This is a genomic window from Mycetocola sp. JXN-3, assembly GCF_014522285.1.
GTDB classification, from domain to species: Bacteria; Actinomycetota; Actinomycetes; order Actinomycetales; family Microbacteriaceae; genus Mycetocola; species Mycetocola saprophilus.
Window position 1 is genome coordinate 183,162 of record NZ_CP041635.1, and the last position, 16,535, is coordinate 199,696.

Consider the following 16,535-nt stretch of genomic DNA (forward strand, 5'->3'; position numbering starts at 1 on the left):
GATTCCCGGATGACCGATTATGACCGGGCGGCGGATCTCTCGGCGGACCGACATCACACTCCCGAAGGGTGCAGCGCCTCCTCCAACGCCGTGAACAGCCCGTGCGACCACCAGGCGAAATCGTGGCCGCCGCGCACCTCCCGGTAGCTCACCGGATACCCCGCGGCACGCGCCCGGTCGCGCAGTAGGCGGCCCTGCGGGACCAGGATCCCCTCCTCGGAGCCCAGCTGCATGATCAGCCGGCCGGTCTGGGGCCCGGGTCTCCGGCTCGCCAGGCGCTCGCTGACGTCACCGGGGTCCTCGGCGTGCGGGCTGGGTTCGGTGTTCGCGCGGAAGTGGAAGGATCCCGACTGGACGATTCCGGTGTGCGCGATATCCGGGTGTTCAAGCACCAGCGCCCCCGCGGCCAGGCCGCCATAGCTTTGCCCGGCCACGATGATCCTCGTCGGATCAAGCACCTGCCCCAGCGCCTCGGCCACCGCGGGCAGCACCTCGACCCGCAGGATCGCGGCGATCCGCTCGGGGTGGGGGAGATCGGTTTGCCGGTCCTCGGGGGAGATTGCCGATACCATCGCCACCGCGAGACCCGGTGCGCCAAACCGGTCGAGGGCGTCGGGGAGGTTCAGGGCGTCCCAGCGATCCCCATCAAAGAGGACCAGCAACCGGGTGACCGCCTCGGGCGGGGTGTAGAGAAAGACCGTGCGCGCGGGGGAGACGTGCGGCTCGGTACGCAGGGTGCGGCGCTCGCCGCGGTGGCGCGCGGGACGTGCCGGGTCCCAGGCTTCATGCGCGGCAAAGCCGGGCATCACGAGCATCGAGGAGGTTTCGCCCAGCGGATGCGGCAGTGTGCGCGGATTACGTGGATCGGGTACCCCGCGCTCATGGATCCGCTTCCAACCGGGGCGCGCGGCCCCCACGTCGCGCGGAATATGGGTGTCGGTGACAAACCGGTACCCGGCCAGGATGTCCTCGGGCAGCAGGTAGCTGATGTGGCGAATGCGGGTCCCGGGGATGCGCTTCAGCAGTGCCGGGGTGATGTCGTGACGATGCGCATCGGTGAGCGAGTTGATGTGCACCATGACCTCGGGCTGATCCCCCTCCCAGAGGAAGGTGACCTCGCGCAGCGCGGTGCCCTCCACGACCCGAGCCTCCCCGAGCACCGGAGAGATGGACACCTGGGCCCAAAAGTCCTCCTCGGTTGCCGGGGTCGACGGGGCCGTCACCGAGGAGGCAGCCACCGCGGGAACCGGCACCGTTCGGTCGGTTGCCGGGGGCATCGCCACCCCGCTCAGCCGCCGCTGCCACCCGGCAAGCCAGGCGGGCGCGGCCGGGAGCGGGGCACCACTCGGCGCGGTCGGGGTGGGGGTAAGTTCGTTATCCACGGGCGGGAAGCTCCTTCTCGGTGGGGACAATCAGCGGGCGTCCGGTGACCGGATCGGGAATCACCAGCGCATCCACGTTGAAGACGCTGCGCACAATCTCCGAGGTCACCACCTCCTCGGGACTGCCGGTGGCGATCACCCGGCCCTCGTTCAGCGCGATCACGTGATCGGCATAGCGGGCGGCCTGGTTGAGGTCGTGCAGCACGGCAACCAGGGTTTTGGACGAGGGAGCGGCACAGGCGCAGGGTGTCCAACTGGTGGGAGAGATCAAGGTAGGTGGTGGGCTCATCCAGCAGCACGAGCGGGGTCTGCTGGGCGAGTACCATCGCCAGCCAGACGCGCTGACGCTGTCCGCCGGAGAGCTCATCCACGTTGCGCTGGGCGAGGTGGGTAACCCCGGTGGCCTCCATCGCATACCGGGTGGCCTCGCGATCCTCCTCGCTCCAGCGGCGCAGCAGACCCTGATGGGCGAAGCGTCCGCGGGAGATCAGGTCGAGCACCGAGATGCCGTGCGGGGCGACCGATCCCTGCGGAAGCAGGCCCAGCCGGCGGGCGACCGTGCGGGTGTCCAGCGCGTGGATGTCCGCACCGTCCAGCAGGACCTGGCCCGCCCGCGGCCGGGTGAGCCGGGAGAGCGCGCTGAGCAGGGTGGATTTACCGCAGGCGTTGGGGCCGATGATCACCGTGAAGCGCCCATCGGGGATCTCTACGCTGAGGTTTTCGGCCACCACGGTGGTGTCATAGCCGAGGGTCACGCCTCGGGCCTGAAGGGGAATGGTCATGGTGTCTTTCGGAGGAGGAGCCAGAGCAGGTAGAAGCCGCCAAGTACGCCGGTCATCAGTCCCACCGGGAGCTTGGCGGCAATCGGCAGAACCTGGCCAAGCAGGTCGGCGGCCAGCAGCAGGGTCGCGCCGAGGCACGCCGATGCCGCCAGCGGGACGTGGGAGACCCGCACCAGGCGGCGGGCGAGGTGCGGGGCGGCGAGGGCAACAAAGCCGATCGGTCCGGTCGCCGCGGTAGCCAGGCCCACCAGGGCAACCCCCGCCCCCATCGTGAGCAGCCGCACCCGCTCGGTCTTGACACCGAGCTGGCGGGCGAGCCCCTCATCGAATTCCAGCGCGTTGAGGTGCCGAGCCCCGAGGATCAGCGCGGGCAGCAGCAGGACCAGCGCGATCCCCACGGTGGCCACGTTGTCCCATCCGCGCAGGTTGAGCGTGCCGGTGAGCCACATCTGTGCACCGATCGCGATATCTGCATGCCCGCGGGTCAGCAGAATCACGGTGACCGCCTGGAGCAGCGCGCCCACCCCAATACCCACCAGGATCAGGCGCTGACCGTCGGTCTCGCCGTTCTTGCGGGCAAGCACGTAGACGGCGATCGCGGTGACCAGCCCGCCGGCAATCGAGGCGAGGCCCACGGCCACCACCCCGGCCCCCGCGAGCATGATCGCCGCGACCGCGCCGGTGGCGGCCCCCGAGGTGAATCCGATCAGGTCGGGGGAGCCCAGCGCGTTCCGGGAGAGCGACTGAAACACCGCACCGGAGATCGCCAGGCACGCGCCGGTGAACAGGCCGGTGAGGACCCGGGGCATCCGAATCTCCCAGACGATCGAGGTCGCGGCGGGATCGCCCTGCCCGATCAGGATCGTCCACAGCTCCCCGGGGGAGAGTTCCAGCTTGCCCTGGCTGAGCGAGGCACACCCCACGGCCAGCGCGATTACGATCAGCACCGCGCAGCTGATCACCGTGCGCGGATGCCAGCGCAGGCTGATCCGCCCGTGGTTCAGGGTCAGCGCTCGAAATCCCGGGGCCAGGGTGTCTTGCGGGGTCATAGCTGCACCAGCTTCCGGCGGCGCACGATAAAGATAAACACGGGGGCTCCGATCAGGGCCATGACGATCGCGGCCTGCAGCTCGCTGGGCCAGAGGATCAGGCGGCCGAGGATATCGGCGGCCAGCAGGAGGTCGGCGGAGAGGATCATCGAGGTGGGCAGCAGCCAGCGATGATCCGGTCCCACCAGGGTGCGGGCGAGCATCGGGGCGGCGAGGCCCACAAAGCTGATCGGCCCGGCCAGCGCGGTGGCCCCACCGGCGAGCATCACGATGCAGATGCCGGTGAGCAGGGTGATTCGCCGGGGCGATGCCCCCACCGCGCGGCTGAGGTCCTGTCCGAGGGCGGCCGCATTGAGCGAGCGCCCCAGCAGCAGGGCGAGGATCAGGCCCGTGGCGATGGCGAGCCCGGGGGCGAGGATCGCATCCCACGGACGGCCCTGCAGCGAGCCGGCATCCCACGCCCGAAACGAGGTGAACGCCGTGGGCACGTTGAGGAGCAGGGCCGAGGTGTAGGCCCCAAGGATCGCTCCGGTCGCCGCCCCGGCAAGCACCAGCCGCACCGGATTACTCGGGGTGCGCAGGGCCCCGCCGAGGGTGAACACCAGGACCGAGGCGGCGGCCGCTCCGGCGAAGGCCAGCAGGATGCCGCCGAAGCCGGAGACCGCCGGGAAAAACACCAGCCCGGTCACCACTCCCGCGGCGGCCCCGGCGTTGATCCCGAGCAGTCCGGGTTCGGCCAGCGGGTTGCGGGTCAGTGCCTGCATCGCCGCCCCGGCCACCCCGAGGGCGCAGCCGGCCAGGATACCGATGACCGTGCGCGGGCAGCGCAGGTGGGCGAGGATCACATGGTCATTGTTCTTGGGGTCAAAGTCGGTGAGCGCTCGCCACAGCGTCCCGAACTCGATCACGTGAGAACCGGTGGCGAAGCTGAGGATCACCAGAATGATCAGCAGTACTCCGCCACCGGTCAGAACCCACGTGAGGTTTCGTTTACGCTCGGAAGGCATTGACGAGGGTGTTTGCAACTTCCAGCGCACTGTAATAGTCGATGCGGAAGGAGTTCAGACCCAGCGGGACCACGGTGCCGCCGTTCAGTGCGGGGATGTTGGCAAACGCCGGGGCCGACACCAGCTTCTCCTTGGTGGCGTCATCGGCGCTCACCAGCAGTACGGTCGGGGCGGTCAGCGAGACCACCGCGTTCTCGGCGGAGAGGAACTGGAAGTCCTTGCGATCCGAGGCGGCGGGCTTGTCGCCGGGGAACTCGGGGTTGGTGATGGGCAGACCCAGCTCGGTCAGCAGCGCGTTGTGCGGTCCGGTGGTCAGTGCAAACGCGGTGTCCTCCTGGGCACCGTTGAAGACCACTGCCTGCACGTTCCCGGCCGGTGCGGCGATCTTGTCCTTGGCCTCGGCGATCTTGCCCGAGAAGTCGCTGATGGTCTCCTCCACCTTCTTCTCCAGACCCAGTGCCGGGCCGAGCTGCTTGGCAATGTCCTCCCAGCTCTGCGTGCTGTAGTTCAGCGCGATGGTCGGGGCAATCTTGCTCAGCTGCTCATAGGCATCCTTGGTGCTGTCGGCACCGGTCATCGAGATGACGATCAGGTCGGGCTTGGCCGCGGTGACCGATTCCAGGTCCAGTTCCAGGTTGGGGTAGAGCACGTCCACACCCCGCGTGCTGGCCACCTCGCCCCACTGGTCGAAGAACCCGTTCTTGTCCAGGCCGTTGCCGGGGGTTCCGGCGGCGGAGGCGGCGATCGGGGCGTCGATTGCGAGCAGGGTTCCGGTGAGGGTCAGCGAGGTGGAGACAACCTTCTTGGGCTGCGCGGGAATGGTGGTTTTACCGAGTTCGTGGGTGATGGTGCGGGGCCAGACTCCCGAGTCCGCACCGTCCGATGCGGCGGTGGCCTCACCGGTGGATCCGCTCGCCGGGGCGCAGGCCGCCAGCGAGGCGGTCAGCCCGAGGGCCAGTGCCAGAGCACCGAGGGTTTTGAGCAGCCGCGAGGGGCGCACGGATGTGGTCATGGGGTCTCCAAATCGTTGGGGTATTGCGGGGAAAGTGGTGTTAGTTCTGGGGATCTTCGGCGTCCAGGGGCGCATGGTGATCAAGATCGGCGATCCCGCGTTTCCAGTAGCCGGACACATCGATCTGATCGCGGTGCAGGCCGCGCTCGCCGAGGAGGTGCCGGCGCAGCGGGATCAGGGCGCTCGCCTCCCCGGCCACCCAGACGAAGCTCGCGGAGAGATCGCCCGGGCACGCGGTAATCGCGGCGGCAAGGCTCTCCCCGGCACCGCGATCCAGCCAGGTGACCGTGGTGTTTTCCCGGTGCGGCAGCTCGATTCGCGCGGCGGGGCTTTCCACCTCGGCAAAAACCGTGAGGTGGGCGCAGGCCGGGGCCTCCTCGATCCAGCGGGCCAGGGCAGGCAGGGCCGTCTCATCGGCACCGATGAGATAGTGCTGATAGTTTTCGGGGAAGAGCTCGGAACCGCGCGGCCCGAGCACCCCCACGGTGTCACCGACGGTGGCCCGGGCCACCCAGGCACCCACCGGACCGTGCGGGTGTTCGACGCCCCACAGCACCAGCTCGGCCGGGGCCTGGGCGGTGGCCGGGTTGAACGCGCGCACCGTGTAGTCGCGGGAGCTCCAGGCCCCACCGTTCAGGGGTGCGGCGATGCGCTCATCCACAATCCGCGGAACCGACAGCACCCCGGTCTGCGCATCGGGCACGATCAGCTTGACGTGTTCGGCCATGCCGCCGCGCACCGAGACCAGCGGTGCGGCCTCGAAGTCGCCGTGCAGGCGCAGCTCGATCAGCGAGGCCGAGAGGCGACGGATCGCATGCACGGTCAGCGTGCGGGCATGGAGCGGGTGCCTGACCCGGGTGGTGCCCGGGTGGACACGGTGCTGCTGGGTCAAAACCCACCTCTTTCGGGGACTAAAATTCCGGTGAGCTTTTAGGTTAGGCGAGCCTATGTTTTAATATTTTGGTGGGATGGACATCGGGACTTCGAGTTTTGGACACCGCGGGTACAGCCCCGGTCGAGACGGCTGCCGTCGCGCCGAATTCCTGGGGGTACGCGCATGAGAGCCACGAGCTCACCTGGGTGATCAGCGGCGGCGCGACCCTGATTCTGGATGGCGCACACTTCCGGGTGGATCCCGAGCGGGCGCTGTGGATCCCGGCCGGACTCGCGCACGAGGTGCGTCCGGATCCCGGCTCGCTGCTGCTGCCGCTGTATATCCAGGTCGCCGAGTTTGGGACCGCGGAGACCCGGGTGCGGGCGATTTCGCGCACGCCGGAGATCGAGGAGGTGGGCCGCGTGCTGTTGCAGCCCGGGCTCACCACCGCGAGTGAGCGGGCCGCGAAGATCGCCCAGCTGCGGCGCTGCGTGTGTGCCGAGGTGCCCGCCGCGGGGCCGCGCTATCCGGCCGATCCGCGAGCCCTAGGGGTGGCTCGCTCGCTGGCGGCGTTCCCCGCTTCGCCGCTCAGCATGGAGCAGTGGGCGCAGCGCGCGATGGTCTCGGCGCGCACCCTACAGCGCCACTTTGTGGACGAGACCGGCTTCACCTTCGGGCAGTGGCGAACCCACATGCGCATGGCCGCGGCGAGTGATCTGCTGCGCGCCGGACACGCGGTCTCCTATGTGGCGGTCCAGGTGGGATATGCCAATCCGCCGGCGTTCACCACGGCGTTTGGGCGCGAGTTCGGGATGCCGCCCAGCGCGCTGCATCCCGAGACTGCCGCCGCACGCTAACGAGGTAGACTGCCGCCGCCGCGAAGCGCTCTCGACGGGTCTGCTCACGGCCGTGGTTGCGGCTGTGGGTGTGATTGTGGGCGCGAAAAAGCCCGGGCACAAGCCGTGCCCGGGCTTTTAGCACCGATATTCGGGTTCGGTAGGTGTCGCTAGGGGAAGAAGACTACTTGGCGACGTGCGCGGCGACGAAGGCCGCGTAGCCCTCGAGCCATGCCTTGAGGAACGCGGCGGTTCCCTCGTTGGTGACCTCGCCGGTCTCGGTGATCAGGCCCTCGGTGAACTGCAGGTAGATCTCGGGCTGGTTGAACAGCGCGGCGTCGGAGAAGTTCAGGATGCCCTTGAGGTGCTGCTGGGCGACGGCGGTGCCCACGGCACCGATCGAGGCACCCACCACGGCGGAGGGCTTGCCCAGGGAGTTCTGACCCCAGGGGCGGCTGGCCCAGTCGATGGCGTTCTTCAGCGCGCCGGGAATGGAGCGGTTGTACTCGGGGGTTACGTACAGCAGAGCGTCGGAAGCGTTGATCGCGTCCTTGAGGGCGACGGCCTCGGCGGGGTAAGCGCCATCCAGGTCGTGGTTGTACAGCGGCAGGTCCTTGATCTCGATCTCGTGGAATTCGAGGTTCGCCGGGGCGAGGGCCTTCAGTGCAAGGGCGAGCTTGCGGTTGATGGAGTTGGCGGACAGGCTGCCAACGATGTAGCCGATGCGATAGGTGGTCATGATGACCCTTTCTTATTCCGAATACTTTGCACGGTGCTCCGTGAAGTCCATTCATATGAAACTAAACCGGATGGGGTTCCATTCCCACATTCCAAACTTTTTCAAAAATTTCTGAGATCCGCGTCAATCCGCGGATAGATCGGCTCCGAATAGATGACAAAACGGGAACAATTCACACAATGTCGGAGGGCAGTGTCTACGCTAGGTACTCACAACCGCACGCAAAACGTGCGAGATGGGGATGATCTGTGATCGAGTTTGACGGAATTTCGAAACGCTTCCCGGATGGCACCCTCGCGGTGGACAACTTCTCGCTGCGCCTGCCCTCACGCGAAATCACCGTGTTTGTGGGATCCTCGGGGAGCGGCAAAACCACCCTGTTGCGGATGATCAACCGCATGGTGGAACCCACCTCGGGTCGCATCCTGATCGACGATGAGGACGTCGCCAGCCTCAACCCGGTGACCCTGCGCCGCCGGATCGGCTACGTGATGCAGAACTCAGGCCTGCTGCCGCACCGCACGGTGCTGCAGAACATCGCGACCGTGCCGCTGCTCAATCGTGTGCCCAAGGCCGAGGCCGTGGCGCGCGCCCATGAGCTGATGGAAACCGTGGGGCTGGATTCGGCGCTGGCCAAGCGCTACCCGGCCGAACTCTCGGGTGGCCAGCAGCAGCGGGTGGGGGTGGCCCGCGGGCTCGCCGTGAACCCGAACATCCTGCTGATGGATGAGCCCTTCGGCGCGGTGGACCCGATCGTGCGCCGCGAGCTGCAGGAGGAGCTGCTGCGCATCCAGCGCGAGCTGGCCAAGACCATCGTGTTTGTGACCCACGATATTGACGAGGCGTTCCTGCTTGGCGACCACGTGACGATCCTCTCCCGGGGCGGACACGTGGCCCAGCACGGCAGCCCGGACGAGATTCTCTCCAACCCGGCCAGCGAGTTTGTGGCCGACTTCATCGGTGCCGACCGCGGCCGACGCGCGCTGACCCTGCGCCAGAGCGAGGGCCGCACCCTCGTGGTGGATGGGACCGGCCGCATCGCCGGTGTCCTCGGCGCCGAAACCGCGACCGGCCCGGTCTCGGTCGGTGCCGGCGGACGCGATGAGCACCTGGGTGAGATCACCCTGGGCACCGAGGCGGCAGACCTGCCGAACCTGGATACGCCGGGGGAGCTTGGCTCCGAGAATGAGGCTCCGGAGGTGGATACCACTCGATGAGTTGGCTCTTCGAGAACCTCTCCGATGTGTGGGCCCTGGTGCTCACACACGTGGCGCTGAGCGTGCCGCCGATCCTGCTGGGGCTGATCATCTCGGTCCCGTTGGGCTGGGTCGCGCACCGCTATCGCTGGGGTCGCGGCACTCTGCTGACCATCGCCGGGCTGCTCTATACGATTCCGTCGCTGGCGCTGATCATCGCGATGCCCACGATCCTCGGCACCCAGATCCTCGACCCGATCAACCTGATCGCCGCGCTGACCCTGTATGCGGTCGCGCTGCTGGTGCGCACCTCCGCCGATGCGTTCGACCAGGTTTCGCCGCAGGTGCTGGATGCCGCGACCGCCCTGGGCTACGGCCCGTGGCGGCGCTTCTGGCAGGTCCAGTTGCCGCTGGCCGGACCGATCATCATCGCCGGGACCCGCGTGGTTTCCAGCAGCACGGTGAGCCTGGTCACGCTGGGCGCGCTGGTGGGAATGAGCGGGCTGGGCTACCTGTTTACCGATGGTACCCAGCGTTCGTTTCCGTTTGAGATCGGCGTGGGCATCGTGGGCACGGTCCTGATCGCGCTGATCTTCGACCTGATCATCGTGCTGATCGGCAAGGCCCTGCTGCCCTGGTCGCGCACGCGCCGGGTGCGCAACAAGACCAATGCGGAGACCCTGGAGGTGACCACGAATGCTTGACGGCCTGAACTGGTTGCTGGATCCCGCCCACTGGACCGGCTCGCGCGGGATTCCCACGCGCCTGCTGGAGCACCTGGCAATCACCGGGATGACCCTGCTGATCGCCGGGGTGATCGCGCTGGCCGCCGGCCTGGCGATCGGTCACACCCGTCGCGGCCGCGGACTCGTGGTGGGCCTGAGCGGCGCTCTGCGCGCGATGCCGACCCTGGGTTTGCTGGTGTTTATCGCCGTGCAGTTCGGCTTCGGGGTGCGCCTGGCGATCATCCCAACGCTGATCGTGCTGGTGGTGCTGGCCATTCCGCCGATCCTCGCCGGGGCATATGCCGGGGTCGAGTCGGTGGATCCGGCCACCGTGGATGCCTCGCGCGCGCTGGGCCTGACCGAGTGGCAGATCCTCTGGCGGGTGGAGTTCCCGCTGGCGCTGCCGCTGATCGTGGGTGGGCTGCGTTCGGCGATGCTGCAGGTGGTCGCGACCGCCACGGTCGCTGCCTATATATCCCTCGGCGGCCTGGGGCGCTTCCTGTTTGATGCGTTGCCGCTGCGGGACTATCCGCAGATGCTCGCTGGCGCGCTCCTGGTGGCCGCGCTGGCCCTGATTCTTGACCTTCTATTCCTGCTTGTGGGTAAGGCGGTGCTCCCCACGGGGGTGCGCGCGGCCCGCGGCAACCGACGCAGTAAAACCCCTACCGAGAGGACAGCAGCATGAATATTCGTGGAGCAAAACGGGGTCTCACCCTGGCCATGGCCGCCGGCGCGATCTTTGCCCTCAGCGCCTGTGCCAGCGGCGACCCGCTGAGCGGTGGCGGCAGCAGCGCCGCCGGAGACACCATCGCCATCGGTTCGGCGGCCTTCGCCGAGAACGAGATCATCGCGCAGATTTACGCACAGGCGCTCGAAGCCAAGGACATCAAGGTCGACTTCAAGGGCCAGATCGGCCAGCGCGACGTCTACCTGAAGGCCCTGGAAGACGGATCCCTCGACATCGTGCCCGAGTACTCGGGTAACCTGCTGCAGGCATTCGACAAGGACTCCAAGGCGTCGACCTCCGAGGAGGTCGAGAAGGAGCTGGGCACCGCGCTGACCAACGGTCTCGCGGTCCTCAAGGCCTCGCCGGCGGAGAACAAGGACTCCTATAACGTCACCAAGGAGTTCAGCGAGCAGAACAACGTGAAGAGCCTCGCGGACCTCGCGGGCCTTGACCGCGACCTGACCGTGGGTGGTAACCCCGAGCTGGAGCAGCGTCCCTACGGTCCTCCCGGACTGGAGTCGATCTATGGTCTGAGCGCCGCCAAGATCAAGTTTGTGCCGCTGAGCGACTCGGGCGGGCCGCTGACCGTGGGTGCGCTGAAGGATGGCACCGTGGACCTCGCGGACATCTTCTCGACCACCCCGGCGATCAAGGAGAACGGCTTCGTGACCCTTGAGGACCCGAAGAACATGATTCTGCCGCAGAACGTCATCCCGCTGGTGAGCAAGAAGGCCAACACGGACAAGGTTGCCGAGGTGCTCAACAAGGTTTCGGCCGAGCTGACCACCGAGGACCTGATTGAGCTCAACGGTAAGAACCAGGGAGCCGAGAAGGCCAGCCCCAAGCAGCTGGCCACCGATTGGCTCAAGGAAAAGAAGCTGATCTAGTTTCACCCGCTCAAACAGGCTGCCCGCCCGGATCACGATCCTGGCGGGCAGCCTGTTTTGTTCGCGTAGGTGGGAATCGAAAAGCCAGTATCTTTTCATCATATTGACGAGTAACATCTCCCTTAAGCGACTTTCTGCCTATCTGGCTCGTCGTTATCTGAGGAGTTTTCATGGCTGTTGAGCTGTCGGTACCCGTCGTCCAGGCCGCCAAAACCATGGGCGAAGACCTCGCGGGATGGCGCAAGATCCTCGGACTCACCACCACCCAGGTGGCCGAGCGGGCAGACATCAGCCGAGACACCCTGCGCAAGGTGGAGCATGGCGACCCCACGGTGAGCTTCCACGTGGTGCTGCGCGTCGCGCGGGCGCTGGGCGTCCTGAAGACCCTGGCCGATGCGCTCGATCCGCTGAGCACCGACCTCGGCCGTGCCCGCGCCGGGCTGCTCAACCGAAAGCGCGTGCGACAGCCCTCGGAAAAATAGCGCGCAGAACGGCCTGTCCTGTGTGTGAGCGTGATATTAATTCGGCGGATCCGCGGGAGATGCTGGACAGCGAGCAAAGCCGTCCGCGATAATCGGGAACCATTATGTCTGACACCGGTGTGAGCGAAAACAACTATCCGAAAGCCGAAACGCGGCCCGACCGAGTAGCACGTGTGCCCTGGGCCGCGGTCATCGTTCTTACGGTGGTGGCGTGGGCGCTGGCCTGGCTGGTGATCCTGCCGCTGTGGGTGGTCGAGAAAGTCGGTCCGGCGTACCCGTTGCTGGGCGGAGTCCTGCCCGCGGCGATGATGTTCACCCCGCTGCTCGCGGTCCTCGTGGTGGTGTTCGCGATGAAGGTGCCGCGCGGGGAACGCCTGCGTTTCCTCGGGATCTGGCCGCTGCGCCCGGCCAAGCGCGTGATCTGGTTCACGGTGTTGGCGGCGTTCGTGCCGCTGCTGTTGGTTGCCGCCTGCCTGGGCATCTCGGCGCTGTTTGGATGGGTCACCCTCGACCTGGTGACCTTCTCCGGCTTCCGGGCAATGCTCGGCCCCGCGCTGCCCGTGGATGAGTCGCTGATCGGGACGATCGTCATCGCGCAGATCCTCTCGATCCCGCTCGGTGCCCTGTTCAACGCGATCCCCGCGTTCGGCGAGGAAATCGGCTGGCGCGGCTGGCTACTGCCGGCGCTGCGTCCGCTGGGCATCTGGCCCGCGCTGATCCTCAGCGGCGTGATCTGGGGTGTCTGGCACGCGCCGGTTACCCTGCTGGGCCACAACTTTAGCCAGCCCGATCTCTGGGGAGTGCTGACGATGGTGGTCGGCTGTGTGCTGTGGGGCATGCTGTTCGGCTGGGTGCGGCTGCGCACCGGCTCGATCTGGCCCGCGGTCATCGGCCACGGTGCCCTCAACGCCTCGGCGGGTCTGATCTTCCTGCTCTCGGCGGCGGACACCCCGATGGACCTAACCCTGGTGAACCCGCTGGGGGTTTCGGGATGGATCGTCATCGCGATCATCGTGCTGGTGCTGGCCCTCACCGGCCAGTTCAAGCAGGAACCGCAGCTCGCGCCCAAGCGCATCCCGACCGTCTAACCCTTGCACAACACACTGCCCGCCCGGATCATGATCCGGGCGGGCAGTGTGTTGTGGGGCGTGAGCCCGGCGGGAACGAGCCTGGGCTAGTCGGTACCGGTCTCGAACGCGGCCGAGAGGCCCAGGGTGTCGGCGTCGGCGTCGATGCCGCCAACGGCTTCGGCGATCTTCGCCGCGGCACCCTGCTCCAGCTCACCGACGAGCTCGGCGGTGGCGCCGCCGACGAGGCCGAGGGCCGCGTACTGCTCGAGGCGGGCCCGCGAGTCGGCGATGTCGAGGTTGCGCATGGTCAGCTGACCGATGCGGTCCTCCGGGCCAAACGCGGCACCGACGGTGCGCTCCATCGAGAGCTTCTCGGGGTGGTAGCTGAGGTTCGGACCCGTGGTGTTCAGGATCGTGTAGTCGTCGCCGCGACGCAGTCGCAGGGTGACCTCACCGGTGATGGCCGATCCCACCCAGCGCTGCAGCGACTCGCGCAGCATCAGGGCCTGCGGGTCGAGCCAGCGTCCCTCGTACATCAGGCGACCGAGCTTGCGACCGTCGGTGTGGTAGCTGGTGAGGGTGTCCTCGTTGTGGATCGCGTTGACCAGGCGCTCGTAGGTGATGTGCAGCAGAGCCATACCCGGAGCCTCGTAGATACCGCGAGACTTGGCCTCGATGATGCGGTTCTCGATCTGGTCGGAGGTGCCCAGGCCGTGGCGTCCACCGATGGCGTTGGCCTCGTAGACCAGGGCAACCGGGTCGGTGTACTCGACGCCGTTGATCGCGACGGGACGGCCGGCCTCGAAACGAACCGACACCTCCTCGGTGGCGATTTCGACGTCTTCGCGCCAGGCGGCCACACCCATGATGGGCTCAACGATGTCGAGTCCGGCGTCGAGGAACTCAAGCTTCTTCGCCTCGTGGGTGGCACCCCAGATGTTGGCGTCGGTCGAGTAGGCCTTCTCGGCGGAGTCGCGGTAGGGGTAGCCGTGCTCGACGAGCCACTCGCTCATCTCCTGGCGTCCACCGAGCTCCTCCACAAACTGGCTGTCGAGCCAGGGCTTGTAGATGCGCAGCGCGGGGTTGGCCATCAGGCCGTAGCGGTAGAACCGCTCGATGTCGTTGCCCTTATAGGTGGATCCGTCGCCCCAGATCTCGACGCCGTCCTCCTTCATGGCACGCACCAGCAGGGTGCCGGTGACGGCGCGGCCGAGGGGGGTGGTGTTGAAGTAGGTCTTGCCGCCGGAGCGTACGTTGAAGGCACCGGTCTGGAGGGCGATGAAGCCCTCCTCCACGAGTGCACGCTTGGCGTCGACAAAGCGGGCCAGCTCGGCACCGTACTCGAGGGCACGGGCGGTGACGCCGTCAATGTCGGGCTCGTCGTACTGACCGATATCGGCGGTGTAGGTGCAGGGGATCGCGCCCTTATCGCGCATCCACGCGACTGCACAGGAGGTATCGAGGCCGCCGGAGAAGGCAATGCCGACGCGCTCGCCTACGGGGAGAGAAGAAAGAACCTTGGACATGCTCTTTATCCTACGGTGTGTTGCGGGGTTCGCCGGTACCGTATCGCCTGGCAAAATGCGCACGATCACGGTCGTTTTGTGCAGGAGACGTCGTCGCGTTGCCGAATCTGCTCCAATACAAAGGTGCGTGCGCGCGGGCAACCGAAACGTGCCGGACAGGCCATTCCCGTATTACCCGTTCGGCGGGCGCCGATTACCGGCCCCAATGAACCCTCGTTTCCGGAGTAGTTTGTGTTTTCCTTGCACAGCGTGTCCACCCTGCGCGCGAATCATCCCCGGGCATGAGCCCCTCTCGCCGACGCTACCGGGGGCAGTTCCTCAGTGAACATATGACCGGGAGCCTGACATCGGTTTCCGCGCATGCGTTTGCCCTGCGCAGCTATCTGGGGGCCGCGCGCATCTCGATCGACGCGGTGACGGGCGGCGGGGCCGCCGAGGTACACCTGGCGCATTTCGCCCAGACGTCCTTTGCCTTTGTGACGGTACCCCGGGTTGCCCTCACCTGGCATCGCACCCAGGATTCCCGGGGTCGAGCCGCCATCCTGGTGGCCAGACGTGGAGAATTCCGGCTGGTGTCGGACGTGCCCGCCGTGGTGCACGGTGCGAGCGCCGCGCTCATCACCCCGGGGGATGCCCCGGTGCAGATCGAAACCACCTCCGATGAGGTGGAGCTGATCTACGTGAGCATCGCCGCCAGCCTGCTGAGCTCCGAACTCGGCGCGCTGGCCGAGCGTGTGGAGCGTGGGCCGCTGTCCTTTCGCCAGGTTGCCCCGATCTATGGTTTTATCCGGGCGCTCACCGAACCGGCTTCGGCCGGCCCGGAGGACCCGCGGGCGGAGCTGGCCACCCCCGCCGAGGCGATGGCAACCTCGCTCGCCGGCATCCTCGGCCACGGTGTGAGCGGTGATGAGGGGGTCCTGTCGCGCCTGTTTGCCTTCCTGGATACCCACTACGGCGACGCCGGGCTCACCCTCGGATCGGTGGCCACCCGGCTGGGGAGCTCGCCGCGAACTCTGCAGGCGGCGCTGACCCGGGCCGGATCCACCTTCACCGAGGAACTGCGTCGCCGCCGGGTGCGGCGCGTCGATTCGCTGCGCCGGTCCCGTCCGGAACTGCGCGCCGAGGACCTGCGCATCGCCGCCGGTTTTCGCTCCACCTCGGCGATGTATCGGGCCCTGCGAACCTATGCCGAGAGCATCCCCGGTCCCGGCGACGGCTCGGCGGCGCGCAGCGACCGGTACATCGCCGAAACCGAGGAGAAGCCACACATCGCCGCGATGTTGGTCAGCGGAATGTGAGGGTGCTCCTCCTGGATGCGTCGAACGGCACGGGTACGAACCTCGCGAAGCTCGGCCGAAAGCGTCGTCTGTTCGGCCGCGAAGGCCGCCTGAAGGGTGCGCGCCGAGACCCCGAGACCCGCGGCGACCGAAGCCGTGGTGAGCGTGGCGTTGGTGTAGTTCTCGTCCACGAAGCGGCGTGCGCGCCGGGACAGGGTAGGGGTCGGGAAGGCCGGGGACCCCTGGGCAATCGCCTCGACCACCGAGTCGATGATCGCGGGCAGCGTCTGGGTGAGGTGGTGGTGATCGGTGCCGTCGGAGGGCGGGGTCGCGATGAAGGTGCGCAGCAGCGTATAGAGGGGAGTCATTCGCCGCATGCTGAGCGGGGGCAGCGTGGTCGCCGAGTCGAAACGCCGCGGGCTCTCCGCCAGGGTGTCGATCGAAACGCTGAGCAGGACACACTCGATGGGTCCGCCCAGCAGGTGCACGGTGGTCTGGCCGGGGGACGGTAGGGCGAGGGCGGTCCCGGGCGGCCGGTTGATCACCCCACCGGTGGATTCGATCCGCACCCGGCCCGCGCCCATCAGGGCCACCAGCACGCGCGGGGTGGACGGATCGGAGGGTGCCCAGCGCACCGTCGCCTCACCGGTATCCAGGCTCAGCGCAATGAGCTCGGCCCGCGCGGTACCGACACCGTGGGCCTGGGTCGCCAGGGCCGGATGGGTCGACCTGAAGTCCGTGGTGGAGTGGAGAAAATCGGCCAGGGCAAACCGGCGTGAGGACGGGTGCTGATGCGCTCGATGCACGCGGGTGATCGCCGTGGCGGGGGATGAAGACGCGTCACAACTGGGCAAAGCGGTACTCCTGGGAGGGCAACTGAACGTCGGCGGGTGGGGCGTGGCGACGGCTCCACTCGATCTTTAGCTCATGCTAGCCCAGCAATGTGGATCCGCCGGAGCGCCAA

General features: G+C 67.3%; 16 protein-coding genes and 1 pseudogene. 8 read left to right on the forward strand and 9 right to left on the reverse strand.

The features are described 5' to 3' along the window. Positions 1-53: 53 nt before the first annotated feature. The 6 genes and pseudogenes from C7C57_RS00980 to C7C57_RS01005 all read right to left on the reverse strand — a co-directional run bounded on the left by C7C57_RS00980 (position 54) and on the right by C7C57_RS01005 (position 6,124). A complete protein-coding gene (locus C7C57_RS00980; RefSeq protein WP_187977257.1) occupies positions 54-1,382 on the reverse strand; it encodes an enterochelin esterase domain-containing protein in 1,329 nt (442 codons plus the stop codon). Beyond that, positions 1,375-2,164: pseudogene (locus tag C7C57_RS00985) on the reverse strand (ABC transporter ATP-binding protein). Before C7C57_RS00985 ends, C7C57_RS00980 begins: the two are co-directional and overlap by 8 nt. Beyond that, positions 2,161-3,213 (reverse strand): iron chelate uptake ABC transporter family permease subunit, encoded by a 1,053-nt coding sequence (locus C7C57_RS00990; protein ID WP_187977258.1) that lies wholly within the window; start codon positions 3,211-3,213, stop codon positions 2,161-2,163. The pseudogene C7C57_RS00985 and the gene C7C57_RS00990 overlap by 4 nt, the downstream one beginning before the upstream one ends. After that, a complete protein-coding gene (locus C7C57_RS00995; protein ID WP_187977259.1) occupies positions 3,210-4,220 on the reverse strand; it encodes an iron ABC transporter permease in 1,011 nt (336 codons plus the stop codon). The genes C7C57_RS00990 and C7C57_RS00995 overlap by 4 nt, the downstream gene beginning before the upstream one ends. Beyond that, positions 4,204-5,232: a Fe2+-enterobactin ABC transporter substrate-binding protein gene (gene fepB / locus C7C57_RS01000; RefSeq protein WP_187977260.1), complete on the reverse strand. Its 1,029-nt coding sequence runs from the start codon at positions 5,230-5,232 to the stop codon at positions 4,204-4,206. Before fepB ends, C7C57_RS00995 begins: the two co-directional genes overlap by 17 nt. Before the next feature lie 40 nt (positions 5,233-5,272). Beyond that, positions 5,273-6,124, reverse strand: coding sequence for a siderophore-interacting protein (locus C7C57_RS01005; protein ID WP_187977261.1), 852 nt, complete (start codon positions 6,122-6,124; stop codon positions 5,273-5,275). A gap of 71 nt (positions 6,125-6,195) precedes the next feature. Between C7C57_RS01005 and C7C57_RS01010 the strand changes: the two genes are divergently transcribed. Further along, a complete protein-coding gene (locus tag C7C57_RS01010; protein WP_187977262.1) occupies positions 6,196-6,963 on the forward strand; it encodes an AraC family transcriptional regulator in 768 nt (255 codons plus the stop codon). A 163-nt stretch (positions 6,964-7,126) separates the two neighbouring features. Here the strand turns inward: C7C57_RS01010 and C7C57_RS01015 are convergent, their stop codons facing one another. Continuing rightward, complete coding sequence (locus tag C7C57_RS01015; protein WP_187977263.1) at positions 7,127-7,681, reverse strand: NADPH-dependent FMN reductase; 555 nt, start codon at positions 7,679-7,681, stop codon at positions 7,127-7,129. Between the two features lie 248 nt (positions 7,682-7,929). Between C7C57_RS01015 and C7C57_RS01020 the strand changes: the two genes are divergently transcribed. From C7C57_RS01020 to C7C57_RS01045, 6 genes are all read left to right on the forward strand, one after another. Continuing rightward, complete coding sequence (locus tag C7C57_RS01020) at positions 7,930-8,898, forward strand: ABC transporter ATP-binding protein (protein ID WP_187977264.1); 969 nt, start codon at positions 7,930-7,932, stop codon at positions 8,896-8,898. Further along, entirely contained in the window at positions 8,895-9,581 is a 687-nt protein-coding gene (locus C7C57_RS01025) for an ABC transporter permease (protein ID WP_187977265.1), read from the forward strand. Before C7C57_RS01020 ends, C7C57_RS01025 begins: the two co-directional genes overlap by 4 nt. Continuing rightward, positions 9,574-10,287: an ABC transporter permease gene (locus C7C57_RS01030; protein ID WP_030147807.1), complete on the forward strand. Its 714-nt coding sequence runs from the start codon at positions 9,574-9,576 to the stop codon at positions 10,285-10,287. The genes C7C57_RS01025 and C7C57_RS01030 overlap by 8 nt, the downstream gene beginning before the upstream one ends. Beyond that, positions 10,284-11,216 (forward strand): ABC transporter substrate-binding protein, encoded by a 933-nt coding sequence (locus C7C57_RS01035; protein ID WP_121687664.1) that lies wholly within the window; start codon positions 10,284-10,286, stop codon positions 11,214-11,216. Before C7C57_RS01030 ends, C7C57_RS01035 begins: the two co-directional genes overlap by 4 nt. A 170-nt stretch (positions 11,217-11,386) precedes the next feature. After that, positions 11,387-11,698: a helix-turn-helix domain-containing protein gene (locus tag C7C57_RS01040; protein ID WP_187977266.1), complete on the forward strand. Its 312-nt coding sequence runs from the start codon at positions 11,387-11,389 to the stop codon at positions 11,696-11,698. A gap of 104 nt (positions 11,699-11,802) precedes the next feature. Further along, positions 11,803-12,786: a CPBP family intramembrane glutamic endopeptidase gene (locus tag C7C57_RS01045; RefSeq protein WP_187977267.1), complete on the forward strand. Its 984-nt coding sequence runs from the start codon at positions 11,803-11,805 to the stop codon at positions 12,784-12,786. 86 nt (positions 12,787-12,872) lie between these two features. Here C7C57_RS01045 and argG read toward each other — a convergent pair whose 3' ends face one another. After that, entirely contained in the window at positions 12,873-14,294 is a 1,422-nt protein-coding gene (gene argG, locus C7C57_RS01050; protein ID WP_030147813.1) for an argininosuccinate synthase, read from the reverse strand. Between the two features lie 281 nt (positions 14,295-14,575). Here argG and C7C57_RS01055 point away from each other — a divergent pair, with 281 nt between their 5' ends. Next, positions 14,576-15,592 (forward strand): hypothetical protein, encoded by a 1,017-nt coding sequence (locus C7C57_RS01055; RefSeq protein ID WP_187977268.1) that lies wholly within the window; start codon positions 14,576-14,578, stop codon positions 15,590-15,592. Here C7C57_RS01055 and C7C57_RS01060 read toward each other — a convergent pair. Continuing rightward, positions 15,478-16,377 (reverse strand): helix-turn-helix domain-containing protein, encoded by a 900-nt coding sequence (locus C7C57_RS01060; RefSeq protein WP_187977269.1) that lies wholly within the window; start codon positions 16,375-16,377, stop codon positions 15,478-15,480. The two genes, C7C57_RS01055 and C7C57_RS01060, sit on opposite strands and share 115 nt — an antisense overlap. Positions 16,378-16,535: the final 158 nt, after the last annotated feature.